This is a genomic window from Streptomyces sp. NRRL F-5126, from assembly GCF_000721265.1.
Classification (GTDB): domain Bacteria; phylum Actinomycetota; class Actinomycetes; order Streptomycetales; family Streptomycetaceae; genus Streptomyces.
This window is the reverse complement of sequence record NZ_JOFZ01000002.1, coordinates 392,407-406,365: the sequence shown is the minus strand read 5'-3', so window position 1 is coordinate 406,365 and position 13,959 is coordinate 392,407. Positions and strand designations below refer to the sequence as shown.

Sequence of the window (13,959 nt, the reverse complement as noted above, 5' to 3'; positions counted from 1 at the left end):
CGGCCGTCAGATGGCTGTCAGACGGCTGTCAGACGGCCATCAGCGGAACTGCGCCTTGCCGGGCCCTTCCTCGACGAACGAGCGCATGCCGCGCTCTCTGTCCTCCGTCGCGAACAGTCCGGCGAACCAGGTGCGTTCGATCGCGAGCCCGGACTCGATATCCGTTTCGAGGCCCGCGTCCACCGCCTCCTTCGCCGCGCGGAGCGCGAGCGCCGGCCCCTTCGCCAGCCGCTCGGCCCACTTCTGCGCCTCGGTGTAGACGTCGGCCGCGGGGACCACCCGGTCGACGAGCCCGATCGCGAGCGCCTCGTCGGCCTTGACCGAGCGCCCCGTGAAGATCAGGTCCTTCGCCCTGGACGGGCCGACGAGGCGCGCGAGGCGCTGGGTGCCGCCCGCGCCGGGGATGAGCCCGAGCAGGATCTCCGGCTGGCCGAGCTTGGCGTCGTCCGCGGCGATGCGGTAGTCGGCGCAGAGCGTCAACTCGCAGCCGCCGCCGAGCGCATAGCCCGTGACGGCGGCGACGACGGGCTTGGGGATGCGCGCCACGGCGGTGAACGCCTCCTGGAGCGCGCGGGAACGCACGACCATGGCCGCATGGTCCATGTCGCGCATCTCCTTGATGTCGGCGCCCGCCGCGAAGGACTTGCCGCCGCCGTACAGGATGACCGCGCGCACGTCGTCGCGGTCGCCGGCCTCCTGCGCGAGGTCGCGGAGCAGGTCCTGCATGGAGACGTCGAGCGCGTTCATCGGGGGGCGGTCGAGCCGGATCGTACCGACGCCGCCTGACACTTCGAGGGATACGGTTGCCATACGAGGCAGGTTAACGCCCGCTAACGACACCGGGCCCGGTGCGCCGGTTCACAGCGCGCCGGGCCCCAGGTCTCGGTGTCAGTTCTTCCAGTCGGCCCAGGACATGTTCCAGCCGTTGAGGCCGTTGTCCGGCGCGACCGTCTTGTCGTGCGAGTTCTTCACGACCACGATGTCGCCGATCAGGGAGTGGTTGTAGAACCACGCCGCCGGGGTGCCGTTGTTCCCGCCGCCGCGCTGGTCGTGCAGGCCGACGCAGCCGTGGCTGGTGTTGGACGAGCCGAAGATGCCGGTCCCCGACCAGTAGTTGCCGTGGATGAACGTGCCCGACTGGGTCAGCCGCATCGCGTGCGGCACGTCCGGGATGTCGTACTCGCCGCCGAGGCCGACGGTCTGGCTGTTCATGCGGGTCACCGGGTCCTTCTCGCTGATGACCATCTGCCCCTCCCACGTGGTGTGGCCGGGGCCGCCCGCGCTGATCGGGATCTGGCGGATCTGCTTGCCGTCGCGCACGACCTTCATGGTGTGGGCGTCGGCGTCGACGGTGGAGACCTGGCTGCGGCCCACGGTGAACTTCACCGTCTTCGACTGCGTGCCGTACACGCCGGGCCTGCCCTCGACGCCGTCGAGGTTCAGCTTGACGGTCACCTTCGTGCCGGGCGCCCAGTACTTCTCGGGCCGGAAGTCCAGCCGGTCGTTGCCGAACCAGTGGCCCTCGACGGGCACCGCGGGGTCCGCCGTCACCGTGATCGCCTTCTCGACGGCGGCGGGGTCCGTGATGCCGCGCGTGAAGTTGAGCGAGACGGGCATGCCGACGCCGACCGTGGCGCCGTTCTCAGGCTTGTAGTAGCCGATGAAGGTGTTCTTCGGGGTCAGCGTGGCGAACGTGGTGTCCTTCGCGGAGACCCGGCCCTTGGCGTCCTTCGCCGTGACGTGCACCTTGTACTCGGTGGAGGACGCGAGGTGCTGCAGCGGCTGCCAGCCCGTGCCGTCCGCGGAGATCTTGCCGTCGACCGCGGCGCCCTGGTCGTCCTTCACCGTGACGGAGGTCAGCGTGCCCTTGGCGACGCCGACCCGCAGCGCGCCCGTCGTGGCCACCGACTTGGCGCCGTCGTCCGGCGTGACCTTGACGACGGCCTGCGACACGTCGTCCGCGGCCTTCGCCGCCGTGCTGCCCGCCTGCGCCTTGCCGTCGTCGCCCTTGCCCCCGCCCGAGCCGCCGCATGCCGCGACGGCGAACAGCAGCGCGCCCAGGATGAGCGCGAGCACTCCGGTGCCCGCCCTGCCCCGGGGGCGCGCGGTCCCCTTCTGTTCACCCGTCCGCAGTCCCAGCGGTATGAGTGGCTGCCTCACGTCGGTCGTCTCCCCTCGCACGGCCTGGCACCGCCACGGCCCGCAACCCCGCGTGACCAGCGCACGCGCTGTCGTTAGACAATCACACCGAAGGACGCACGACGTTCACACGAGTGTCACCGTTCGGTCCCAACCACGGGTGGCCGGGCCTCACGCCGACGGGGAGGTCTTCCCTCCGCTCACAGGGCCGAACCCTTCCGCCACGCGGCCCAGTCCATGTTCCAGCCGCCGAGCCCGTTGTCGGGCGCGACCGTGCGGTCGTCGGAGTTGACGACCTTCACCACGTCGCCGATGAGGGACCGGTCGAAGAACCACCCCGCGGGGGTGGAGGAGCTGCCGCCCTTGACGTCCCGCAGGCCGATGCAGCCGTGGCTGGTGTTCCGCGATCCGAACGTGTCGGGGGACGTCCAGTAGTTGCCGTGGATGAACGTGCCCGACCGGGTCAGCCGCATCGCGTGCGGCACGTCCTTGATGTCGTACTCGCCGCCGAAGCCGACGGTGGAGCCGTTCATGCGGGTCACGTCGTACATCTGCGAGATGACCATCTCACCGTTGTACGTCGTCCTGTTCGGGGCGCCCGTCGTGACGGGGAGGGTGGCGAGCAGCCTGCCGCCCTCGCCGCGGACCTTCATGGTGTGCGCCGCCGCGTCGACCGTGGAGACCTGGGAGCGGCCGATCGTGAAGGCGACCGTCTTCTGCTGGGTCCCGTACACGCCGGGCGCCGCCTGGACGTCCCGCAGGTGCATGCCGAGCGTGACCTTGGTGCCCGGCTTCCAGTACGAGCGCGGCCTGAAGTCGAGGCGCCGGTCGCCGAACCAGTGTCCCGCGATGTCGACCGCCGGGTCCGAGGTGACGGAGATGGCGCGCTGCACTGCTGCCCGGTCCTTGATCCGCCGGTTGAAGTCGATGGAGACGATCATGCCGGTGCCGACGGTGGCACGGTTCTCCGGCGTGAAGTACCCGATGAAGCGGTGGGCGGGCACGGTGGTGGTGAAGGTGGTGTGCCGGGCGGCTCGCCTGCCGCTGTCGTCGACGGTGACGGCGTCGACGCCGTACTTGGCCGCGAGTGCCGGGTGCGCGCCCGGCAATGGCGTCCAGCTGCGCCCGTCGGCCGAGACCCTGCCGGGCAGGTCGACCGGGTCGGCGGCCTCGATCTGCCGGACGGTGACGCGTTCGAGCCGCCCCTCGGGGACCGTGACGCGGACGCGGTCGAAGCGGCCCACGTCCTTGGCGCCGTCGCGTGGGGTGACACGGATGGAGTCGGCGGAGGCCTCGCCCGGCGCCTGGTCCTTGCCCGCACTGTCGGTGTGCCCGCCGTCGCACCCCGTGAGGCCGGCGAGGAGGGCGGCCGAGGCGAGTACCAGGATGGCGGCGCGGGCTGCGGCCCGCTGCGTTAGCTGTCTCACGCCCCGCCCAACGACGCCGGGGGCCCGGGGAAACGTACCGTGACCCGGAGGGGCGTGAGGGTGGGTCCCGTAGAGGGAAGGAACAGGGGGAAGACCACGCGGGCAGGGGTGCGGCGCGGGGACGCCGCGCGCCGCCGCCCGCGGGGGCCGACGAGCCGCGGGAGGCCGACAGGTGGCGGGCGCAGCCGAGCAGGAGGAGTTGCGGGACCCGGCCGATGGGCCGGTGCGTGGCCTCGTGGCCGGGTGGCCCCCGTACCGGGACGGCGCGACGCCGGCCGGGGACGGTGGGCCGTTCGGTGGTCGCCTTCCGTACCGGCGCGGCCACCCCGGGTCGGTGTGGCCGGGCTCGCCGGCGCCGCTCGGCGCCGAGTTCCGCACCGGCCCGGGCGGCGCGGCGGGCACCAACTTCGCCCTGTGGGCGGGTGGCGCCGAGGCCGTCGAGGTCTGCCTGTTCGAGGGCGAGGGCGACGGCACACGCGAGACCAGGTACGAGCTGGTGGAGCTGACGCACAGCGTGTGGCACGGCTTCCTGCCGGGCGTCGCGCCGGGTACGCGCTACGGCTACCGCGTGCACGGGCGCTGGGACCCGTGGACGGGTGCCCGCTGGAACCCGGCGAAACTGCTGCTCGACCCGTACGCGCGCGCCGTCGACGGCGACTTCCGGCTGCCGCCCGAGGTGTACGGCCATGTGCGCGACTGGCCGCAGCAGCACGTCGCGGACACCGTGCGCGACGAGCGCGACTCGGCGCCCCACGTGCCGAAGGGCGTCGTCGTGGCCGGCCCTGCGCAGGGCGGCGCGCGAGAGGACCACCTGCGCCCGAGGACGCCGTGGGCCGACACGGTGCTGTACGAAGTGCACGTGCGGGGGTTCACCGCACGGCATCCGGGTGTGCCGGCCGAGCTGCGCGGCACGTACGCGGGCCTGGCCCACCCCGCGGCGGTCGAGCACCTGCGGGGGCTCGGCGTGACGGCCGTCGAGCTGCTGCCCGTGCATCAGTTCGCGCACGAGGACCACCTGCTGCGGCGCGGACTCACCAACTACTGGGGCTACAACTCGATCGGCTACTTCGCGCCCCACGCGGCGTACGCGGCGCACGGCACGCGCGGCGAGCAGGTCGCCGAGTTCAGGGACATGGTGCGCGCGCTGCACGCGGCGGGCATCGAGGTCATACTCGACGTCGTCTACAACCACACGGCCGAGGGCGGCGAGCTGGGGCCGACGCTGTCGCTGCGCGGCGTGGGCAACCGCGGCTACTACCGGCTGCAGCAGGACGCGCGCCGCTACGCCGACTTCACGGGGTGCGGCAACACCCTCGACGTGATGCGGCCGCAGGCACTGCGGCTGATCACGGACTCGCTCAGGTACTGGGTCACCGAGATGGGCGTGGACGGCTTCCGCTTCGACCTGGCGTCCGCGCTCGCCCGCGGCCGGGACGACGTGGACATGGCCTCGCCGTTCCTCACGGTGCTCGCGCAGGACCCCGTGCTCAGCGGCGTGAAGCTGATCGCGGAGCCGTGGGACGTGGGCGCGGGCGGCTACCAGGTCGGCGCGTTCCCGCCGCCGTGGGCGGAGTGGAACGACCGCTACCGTGACGCGGTGCGTGACTTCTGGCGCGGCGCCGCTTCGGACGTGCGCGACCTGGGCACCCGGATCTCGGGCTCCAGCGACCTGTACGAGTGGGGCGGGCGGCAGCCGTACGCGTCGATCAACTTCGTCACGGCGCACGACGGGTTCACGCTGCGCGACCTCGTCTCGTACGAGCGCAAGCACAACGAGGCGAACGGCGAGGGCAACAGGGACGGGACGGACGACAACCGTGCCTGGAACTGCGGCGTGGAGGGCGAGAGCGCAGACGCGGACGTGACGGCGCTGCGCCGCCGCCAGCTTCGCAACATGGTCACGACGCTGCTGCTTTCCGCCGGCGTCCCGATGCTGGTGGCGGGCGACGAGATGGGCCGCACCCAGGGCGGCAACAACAACGCCTACTGCCAGGACAACGAGACCGGCTGGGTCGACTGGTCGCTGCTCGGCGACCCCGGCTGGGCGGCGCTGCACACCCTGACGTCGCGGCTGGCGGGGTTGCGTGCCGCCCATCCCGTGCTGCGGCGGCGCACGTTCTTCACCGGCCGGCCGCGCACGCCGGACGGGCTGCGCGACCTGGCGTGGTTCACGGTGCGCGGCGAGGAGATGGCGGAGGACGACTGGTACGCGCCGGCGTGCACGCTGATGCTGTTCCTGTCCGGCCGCGACATCACCCGCCGGGACGAGCGGGGCCGCGAGTTCGTCGACGACAGCTTCCTTGCGGTCCTGCACGCGGGCGCCGGGCCCCAGGACGTGGCGCTGCCTGGACCGCCGTGGGCGGGCATGTACGAGGCGGTCGTCGACACGTCCCTTGAGGACCAGGCCGCGGAGCCGGGCACCCGGCATGCGGGCGGCAGCACCCTTACGGTCCCGGCGCGCTCGGTGCTCCTGCTGCGCGCGCGGCCTGCGCCGGACGACGGCGGGTGAGCCGGGCACCCCGTCCGGGCTCCGCCCGTCAGGCGCCGAGGATGTGCCGGTCGTAGCCGACGGCCACCGCCGCCGCGCGGTCCTTCACGCCGAGCTTGGCGTAGAGGTGGGTCAGGTGGGTCTTGACCGTGGCCTCGCTGATGAAGAGGTCCTTCGCGATCTCGCGGTTCGAGGTGCCCTTCGCGACGAGTTCGAGCACCTCGCGCTCGCGCGCCGAGAGCGGCTCGACCCCGGGCGCGCTCAGCGGCGCGCGCACGCGGGAGACCAGGCGGGATGCGACGGCGGGCGACAGGACCGCACGGCCCTGGGCCGCTGCCCGCACCGCCGTGAACAGCTCCTCGCGCGGGGCGTCCTTGAGCAGGTAGCCGGTCGCGCCCGCCTCGATCGCGGGCAGCGTGTCGGAGTCGGTGTCGTACGTGGTGAGCACGAGGACCTTGGCGCGGGCGCCCCTGCGGACGAGCTCGGCGATCGCGGCGACCCCGTCGCCGCCCGGCATCCGCAGATCCATCAGGACCACGTCCGGGTCGAGCCGCAGCGCGAGCTCGACGCCGTCGACGCCGTTCGGCGCCTCGCCGAGCACCCGGAAACCCGGCGACGACTCGAACATCCCGCGCAACCCGTCGCGCACGACGGGATGGTCGTCGACGAGCAGCAGCGTCACGGTCCTGCCGGCCTGTTCACCCATGGTGGACCAACGGTACGCGAGCGGAGACCGCCGTACCCCCTCCCTTCTCCGACTCGACCGTGAGGGAGCCCGCGATCCGCTCGACCCGGGCGCGCATGCCCGCGAGGCCGAACCCTCCCGTCCCGGTACGCTCCGGCACGTGGAGGACGTCGAAGCCGGCGCCGTCGTCGCGCACGTCGAGCGTCACCTCGTCGCCCATGTAGGAGAGCGTGACCCCGACACGGCCGGCGGCCGCGTGCCGGTCCGCGTTGGCGAGCGCCTCCTGCGCGACCCGCAGCAGCGTCGCCGCGACCTCGTCGTGCAGCTGCTCCTCGGTGCCGGTGACGGTGAACCGCGCGGTGACCCCCGTACGGTCCGACCAGGCGTCCACGGTCTTCTTCAGCGCCTCGGGCAGCGCGCCGTCCTCCAGGTCGAGCGGGCTGAGGTTCTGCACGGAGCGGCGTGCCTCCCCCAGGCTGTGCCGGGCGAGCGTGGCCGCCCGCGACAGGTGCGCGCGTGCGAGGTCCCCGTCGTTCGCGGCGCTGACGGCCTGGAGCTGCGCGATGATCCCGGTGAGCCCCTGGGCGATCGTGTCGTGGATCTCCGCGGCCAGCCTGCGGCGTTCGTCCGCGACCCCCGCCTCGCGCGCCTGGACGAGCAGTTGCGCATGCAGTTGCGCGTTCTCCTGCATGGCCAGTTCGAGGCGCCTGTTGGCGGTCTCCAGCTGGCGGATCGTGTCCGTCCGCTGCTTGGCCTTCGCCACCTCGCGTTCCCCGAGGGCGGAGAAGATCGCCGCCATGCCGCTGTTCAGCACGATCAGCGCACCGAACAGGATCCACACGGTGGTGGTCCGTGGCGGCAGCCCGGACGACTGCGACCCGGCGATCGTGACCGCGTTGACGAAGAGGCCCACCCTGGTGATCCGGCGGGGCAGCATGCGGCTGACGGCGAGGTAGCCGCTGTACGCGTAGATCGCGTACAGCGGGTTGAACCAGGTCAGGGCGAACGCGAGGGTCGTACGGATCCAGTAGTGGGCCTGCTCGGCGGCCGACTCGGGCACGGCCACCCGCCCGGGCCGCGCCCACCACAGCTCGAAGGCGAGCGCCACCGGCGCCGCGCAGGCCGCACCGTACAGATCCGTACGGCTCATGAGCGCGGTCGCCACCGCCGCGGAGACGGCCGTGCCGACCCCGAAGAGGGTGAGCGGACCCCAGCGGAAGACCTGCTCCCAGCGCTCCTCGTGGAGAGCGGCGTGGCCTCTCATCCGGCCAGTCTCCCCCAGACAGGGGAGGGCTGACCAGGACGCGCCCCGGGCCAGGAGCACCGCCGCGGCGGGCCGGGCGCGCTCCCTTCGGTCCTGGCGGGTCACTGCCATCGGAACCAGCGGGCCGCGCCCGCCGTCAGCAGAACCGTCCACAGCGCGGTCACCCCCAAGTGGGCGAGGCCCGGGAACGCGCCGCGCGCGGCCTGGTCGAGTGCCTGTGACGCGGCGCCGAGCGGCGTGTACTCGACGATCGTGCGCAGCAGGTGCGGCATGGTCTGGACGGGCAGCCAGACGCCCGCGGTGAACATCGAGGGGAACAGGGTGACGGCCCCCAGCGCCTGGGCGGCCTTCTCGTGGCGGGCGACCGCAGAGATCAGCAGGCCGAGCGATATGGCGCTCGCGGCGGCGAGGACGAGCGCGAGGAGGTACCCGCCGGGCCGGCCGGGCAGGGCCACGCCGAACGCGATGCGGCCGACCGCGACCGCCAGCAGGGCCGAGAACAGGGCGCCACCGCCCAGCAGCACCAGCTGCGAGACGAGCATCGCGGACGGCCGGACCGGCGTGGTCGACATGCGGCGCAGGATCCCGCGCTCCCGGTAGCCGGTGAGGATCGGCGGCATGGCCTGCATCCCCGCCATGGTCAGCGCGAGCAGCACGGCGACCGGCACGTACAGGTCGATGACGCGGCGCCCGCCGAGGCCGGCGTCCGCCTCCCGGAAGCCGGGGATGAGGCCGAGGATCACCAGGAGGACGGTGGGCAGCAGCAGGACCGACAGGGCGACGGACGGCTCTCGAAGGTAGAGGAGGCGGGCCTCGGTCCGCAGGACGGCGGCAGCCGGGGACGGCCTGCGCCCGGCGGGCGCGGGAGTGGCGGTGGCGGACATGGTCACACTCTCTCTTCCGGTGTGTGCAGGGCATTCGGCTGCCGGGCCGCGCCCTGGCCGGCCGTGATGTCGAGGAACGCGTCGTCGAGGGACGCCTCGGTGACCCGCAGCTGACGGGCCGTTATGCGGTGGCGGGCGAGCAGCGTGATGACGGCGTTGACCGTCTCGTCGCTGCCGTGGATCACGACCCGGCCGCCCGGCGCGTTGACGGACATGACGTCGGGCAGCGCGTACAGCTCAGGCTCCGCCAGCGGCCGCGACGGGGTGAAGGAGATGACGGTGGACGCGCTGGACCTGGCGATCAGGCCCGATGGCGTGTCGAGCGCGGCGAGGCGGCCCTCGTCGATGACGGCGACGCGGTCGCACAGCCGCTGGGCCTCCTCCATGAAGTGCGTGACCAGCAGCACCGTGACACCGGAGTCCCGTATCTCCTCCATCAGCTGCCAGGTGTCGCGGCGGGCCCTCGGGTCGAGGCCGGTGGTCAGTTCGTCGAGGACGACCACGCGCGGGCCGCCTATCAGGGCGAGCGCGATGAACAGGCGCTGTTTCTGGCCGCCGGACAGCTTCGCGAAACGTGTGGTCAGCTTGGCGTCGAGGCCGAGGCGGGACGCGAGCGGCCGCCAGTCGACGGGGTGCGGGTACAGCGCGGCGTACAGCTCGAGAGCCTCCCGCACGGTGAGCTTGGGCTGCAGCTCGCTCTCCTGGAGCTGCGCGCCCAGCAGGTGGGTCACCCGCTCGTGGTCGGTGACCGGGTCCAGGCCCGCGACCCTTATCGCACCGCTGTCCGGTACGCGCAGCCCCTCCACGCATTCGACGGTGGTCGTCTTTCCCGCGCCGTTCGGGCCGAGGATGCCGAAGACCTCCCCCTCCTCCACGGTGAAGGACACCCCGTCCACCACGGGCCTGCCCCCGTACGCCTTGCGCAGGTCTCGCACTTCGATGATCGCCATACCTGAAACCATGCCGCCCGCGGCCCGCGCCGGGTATCCGCCAACGCGCTCGAACCGCCATCATCCGATCGGTTGATGCCGTATCCACCGGTCCGCTCCGGGCACCCGGGCAGCGGCCGGAAAGCCGGTGAACGATGTCAGTGGCTCCCCGTAGGCTCACGTGGATGTCCGAGAACCGAGAAGCAACGGGAAGACCGCCGGCCGTGCGGACACTGCTGCGGCTGTGGCCGTACGTGCGGCCCGTGCGGCTGCGCATGTCCGTCGCCGCCGTGATCGCCATCGTGGCGTCCTGCCTCGGACTGGTCTTCCCGCTGGTGCTGAAGTGGATGGTGGACGGGCCGATCGCGCACCGCGACACCGGCGGCGTCTGGCGTGGCGCGCTCATCCTGCTGCTCCTCGGTGCCGCCGAGGCCGGCCTGTTCGGCCTGCGCAGGTGGCTGGTGGCCCGTCCGCTCGCCGGGATCGAGGCGGCGATGCGCGCGGACCTCTACCGCCACCTGCAGCGCCTGCCGGTCGCCTTCCACGACCGTTGGCCGTCGGGCCAGTTGCTCTCGCGCGGCACGACGGACCTGATGCTGCTGCGCCAGTTCCTCTCCTTCCCGCTGATGTTCCTGCTGGTCAACGGCGTGACGATCGTGACCGGTTGCGTGATCCTGCTGCTGCAGGACTGGGCGCTCGGGCTCCTGCTGCTCGCGCCGGCGGTGCCGCTTGTGATCCTCTGCTCGATCTTCGAGTCGCGGTACGCGCTGGTGGCGCGGCGCGCGCAGGACCAGGTCGGCGATCTGACGACGGTGGTCGAGGAGGGTGTGCTCGGCATCCGCATCGTCAAGGGCTTCGGGCGCCACCGCAGCCAGACGCAGGCCTTCCGCGCACTCGCGGCGAAGCTGCGGGGCACCGAGTTGGAGAAGGGCCGCCTGCTGGCGGGCATCTGGTCTCTCATCACGACCATCCCCGAGCTGGCGATCGGCGCGGCGCTCGTGTTCGGCACGTTGCGGGTCGCGGACGGCGGCCTGTCGGCGGGCACGCTCGTCGCGTTCCTTTCCACGGCGCTGGCGCTGCGCTGGCCGGTCGAGTCGATCGGCTTCATGCTCGCCATGAGCCAGGAGGCGGCGACCGCGGCCGAGCGGTTCTTCGAGCCGATGGACGCGCGGGAGGAGACGGACCTCCCGCGGGAGACGGGCACGGAGCCGGCCGGGGCGCTGCCCGAAGCGGCGCTGCCCGCCGACTCTCCGGCCGAGGCCGGCCTGCGCTTCGAGGGCGTGTCCTTCCGCTACCCGGACGCGGGGCCCGACGCGCCCGCCGTGCTGTCGCGGATCGACCTGCATGTGGCCCCGGGCGAGACGATGGCGCTGGTCGGCGCGACGGGTTCGGGCAAGACCACGCTGACGGCACTGGTGCCGCGCCTGCACGAGGCGACGTCGGGCCGCATCACGCTGGACGGCGAGGACATCACGCGGATGCCGCGCGCACGCCTGCGTGAACTGGTCTCGGTCGCCTTCGAGGAACCGACGCTGTTCTCGGCGAGCGCCGGGGAGAACGTGCTGATGGGCGCCGGCGGCGAGGCAGGCGGAGCCGACGGGGCCGACGGGGCCGACGGCGGCGATCTGGACCGCGCGCTCGACATCGCGCAGGCGGGATTCGTACGGGAGCTTCCCCGTTCCACGGACACCCAGGTCGGCGAGCAGGGGCTGAGCCTGTCGGGCGGACAGCGCCAGCGGCTCGCGCTGGCAAGGGCGGTGGTGGGCAGGCCGCGCTTCCTGGTGCTCGACGATCCGCTCTCCGCGCTCGACGTGCATACCGAGGCGCTGGTGGAGGCGGCTTTGCGCCGCGTCCTGCGGGAGACGACGGCGCTGGTGGTGGCCCACCGGCCGTCGACCGTCCTGCTGGCCGACCGGGTCGCGCTGATCTCGCACGGCCGGGTGGCCGCGGTCGGCACGCACCAGCAATTGCTGCGTGAGAGCGCGGAGTACGCCTGGCTGATGTCGGGCGAGGAACGCGGCGGGCAAGCCGCCACCGTTGAGCCGCTTGCCGCCGCTCAGCCGGGGGCCACCGCGGAGCCGGCCCGCGCCGGAGTGGGCGGCGGCCGGCCGGACGGCGAAGAGGAGGACGCCCGATGAGCACGCCGACGACCACGGGGCCCACCGCAGGCGGCGGGTCAGAGGCGGCGGCCGAGGACGCGGCGGTCCTGGCCGCCGCGGCAGCCCCCGCCGATGACCCGTTCGACCGGGACGCGCTGCCCGCTCCGCCCCGGGCGACGCGCACGCTGCTGCGCTCCCTCCTCGGCCCCGAGCGCCGGGGCGTCGCGCTGACGGTCGTCATGCTGCTGCTTCAGCAGGCAGCGGCGCAGACCGGTCCGCTGCTCGTCGCGTACGCCATCGACCACGCGGTGCCCGCCCTCCGCCACGGCGAGCACGGCGCGCTCATCGCGGTCGGTGCCGGGTACGGACTGTGCGCGCTGCTGTCCGGCTGGTTCCAGCAGTCCTTCATCAAGTCGTCGACGCGCGTGAGCCAGGCCGTCCTGTTCGACCTGCGGAGCAGGATCTTCCGCCACGCGCAGGCCCTGAGCGTCGACTTCCACGAGCGGTACACGTCGGGCCGGCTGATCTCCCGGTCCACCACGGACGTGGAGTCGCTGCGCGAGCTGCTCGACGAGGGCCTGCAGGAGCTGGTCAGCGTCGTCGTGTCATTCGTCTACATCTCCTGCATGCTGCTCTACCTGGACTTCTCCATCGGCGGCGTCGCGGTGGTGTCGTTCGTCCCGCTGTACCTGCTGGTGCGGCTCTACCAGCGCCGTGCCGGAATGGTTTTCGGCCGACGCTCGACCGCGATCGCCGCGGTCATCGTGAAGTTCGCGGAGACCCTGAACGGCATCAGGCCGGTCAGGGCGTTCCGCCGCGAGTCCGTCAACGACTCCGAGCTCGGCGTGCTGAACCGGCGCCACGAGCGCAGCAACGGTGACGCGCTGATCGAGATGGCCCGCTATGTGGTCGGTTCGCGCCTCGTCGCGAACACCGCGGTCGCCGGCATGGTGCTGTGGGGCGCGTACCGCGTCGCGGACGGCACCCTTGAGCTGGGCGTGCTGGCGGCCGCCGTGCTGTACCTGCGGCGGCTTTACGACCCGATCGACCGCCTCGGCATGTTCCTCAACTCCTACCAGTCGGCGTCCGCCTCGCTGGAGAAGATCGCGGGGCTCCTGGCGCAGGTGGCCAGTGTCCCCGAGGCGGCACAGCCGCGCGCGCTGCCCGTACGCGACGGCGGCCTGCCCGGCCGCGAGGTCGCCTTCGAGGAGGTCGGCTTCGGGTACCGGACGGGCGGCGAGGTGCTGCCCAGGTTCACGCTGACCCTGCCCGCGGGCGAGACGGTCGCGGTCGTCGGCTCCACGGGGGCGGGCAAGTCCACGCTGGCGAAGCTGCTCGCGCGGTTCTACGACCCGACGGCGGGCCGCGTCCTGCTGGACGGTGTCGACCTCCGCGATCTGGACACGGCCGAGTTGCGGCGCGGCGTGGTGATGGTGACACAGGAGGCGTTCCTGTTCTCGGGGACGGTCGCGGAGAACATCGCGATCGGCCGCCCTGACGCGACACGCGAGCAGATCGAGCGGGCGGCCAAGGAGATCGGGGCGCACGACTTCATCGAGGGGCTGCCCGACGGGTACGACACCGACGTCCGCAAGCGCGGCGGGCGGATCTCCGCGGGCCAGCGCCAGCTGGTCGCGTTCGCGCGTGCCCTGCTCGCCGATCCTTCGGTGCTGATCCTCGACGAGGCGACGAGTTCGCTCGACGTGCCGGGCGAGCGGGCGGTGCAGCGCGCGATGGACACGGTGCTGCGTGGGCGGACGGCCGTGGTGATCGCGCACCGGCTGTCGACGGTGGAGATCGCCGACCGTGTCCTGGTGATGGAGCACGGCCGCATCGTGGAGGACGGCGCGCCCGCCGAACTGATCGCCGGCACGGGCCGCTTCGCGGACCTGCACCGCGCCTGGCGCGACAGCCTCGCGTAGGGCCTGGGCGACCTGGCCGCGCCCGCCGTGTCGTGTCGTGTCGTCGAAAAGCGCCACCCGATCCCGCACCGAGTGATGGATTTCCGCTCTATCAAGGCGGGGCACGTCGACTTCCTCCGCCA

At 72.7% G+C, this 13,959-nt stretch carries 10 protein-coding genes; 3 read left to right on the top strand and 7 right to left on the bottom strand.

All coding sequences use genetic code 11. From position 1 onward, the window contains the following. Positions 1-39: 39 nt before the first annotated feature. The 3 genes from IH48_RS0106030 to IH48_RS0106020 form a co-directional block, all read right to left on the bottom strand. On the bottom strand, positions 40-810 hold the full coding sequence (locus IH48_RS0106030) for an enoyl-CoA hydratase/isomerase family protein (protein ID WP_030900084.1): 771 nt from the start codon (positions 808-810) through the stop codon (positions 40-42). Positions 811-888: 78 nt separating this feature from the next. Continuing rightward, positions 889-2,139 (bottom strand): L,D-transpeptidase family protein, encoded by a 1,251-nt coding sequence (locus tag IH48_RS0106025; RefSeq protein WP_199809897.1) that lies wholly within the window; start codon positions 2,137-2,139, stop codon positions 889-891. 200 nt (positions 2,140-2,339) lie between these two features. After that, on the bottom strand, positions 2,340-3,566 hold the full coding sequence (locus tag IH48_RS0106020; RefSeq protein WP_030900081.1) for a L,D-transpeptidase: 1,227 nt from the start codon (positions 3,564-3,566) through the stop codon (positions 2,340-2,342). A gap of 172 nt (positions 3,567-3,738) precedes the next feature. Between IH48_RS0106020 and glgX the strand changes: the two genes are divergently transcribed. Continuing rightward, the gene (gene glgX / locus IH48_RS0106015) at positions 3,739-6,075 is read left to right on the top strand and encodes a glycogen debranching protein GlgX (RefSeq protein WP_078849509.1); all 2,337 of its coding nucleotides are present in this window, start codon (positions 3,739-3,741) and stop codon (positions 6,073-6,075) included. 28 nt (positions 6,076-6,103) lie between these two features. Here glgX and IH48_RS0106010 read toward each other — a convergent pair whose 3' ends face one another. From IH48_RS0106010 to IH48_RS0105995, 4 genes are all read right to left on the bottom strand, one after another. Continuing rightward, the gene (locus IH48_RS0106010) at positions 6,104-6,760 is read right to left on the bottom strand and encodes a response regulator (protein ID WP_030900077.1); all 657 of its coding nucleotides are present in this window, start codon (positions 6,758-6,760) and stop codon (positions 6,104-6,106) included. Then, positions 6,753-8,003, bottom strand: coding sequence for a sensor histidine kinase (locus IH48_RS0106005; protein WP_030900075.1), 1,251 nt, complete (start codon positions 8,001-8,003; stop codon positions 6,753-6,755). Before IH48_RS0106005 ends, IH48_RS0106010 begins: the two co-directional genes overlap by 8 nt. A 101-nt stretch (positions 8,004-8,104) precedes the next feature. Next, a complete protein-coding gene (locus IH48_RS0106000; protein WP_030900073.1) occupies positions 8,105-8,887 on the bottom strand; it encodes an ABC transporter permease in 783 nt (260 codons plus the stop codon). Between the two features lie 2 nt (positions 8,888-8,889). Then, the gene (locus IH48_RS0105995; RefSeq protein ID WP_051839245.1) at positions 8,890-9,837 is read right to left on the bottom strand and encodes an ABC transporter ATP-binding protein; all 948 of its coding nucleotides are present in this window, start codon (positions 9,835-9,837) and stop codon (positions 8,890-8,892) included. Between the two features lie 164 nt (positions 9,838-10,001). On the opposite strand from IH48_RS0105995, the gene IH48_RS0105990 reads away from it, so the two are divergent. Together IH48_RS0105990 and IH48_RS0105985 are read left to right on the top strand one after the other, a co-directional pair. Beyond that, positions 10,002-11,954: an ABC transporter ATP-binding protein gene (locus IH48_RS0105990; protein WP_078849508.1), complete on the top strand. Its 1,953-nt coding sequence runs from the start codon at positions 10,002-10,004 to the stop codon at positions 11,952-11,954. Next, on the top strand, positions 11,951-13,837 hold the full coding sequence (locus tag IH48_RS0105985; protein WP_078849507.1) for an ABC transporter ATP-binding protein: 1,887 nt from the start codon (positions 11,951-11,953) through the stop codon (positions 13,835-13,837). Before IH48_RS0105990 ends, IH48_RS0105985 begins: the two co-directional genes overlap by 4 nt. The last annotated feature ends 122 nt before the right edge of the window (positions 13,838-13,959 follow it).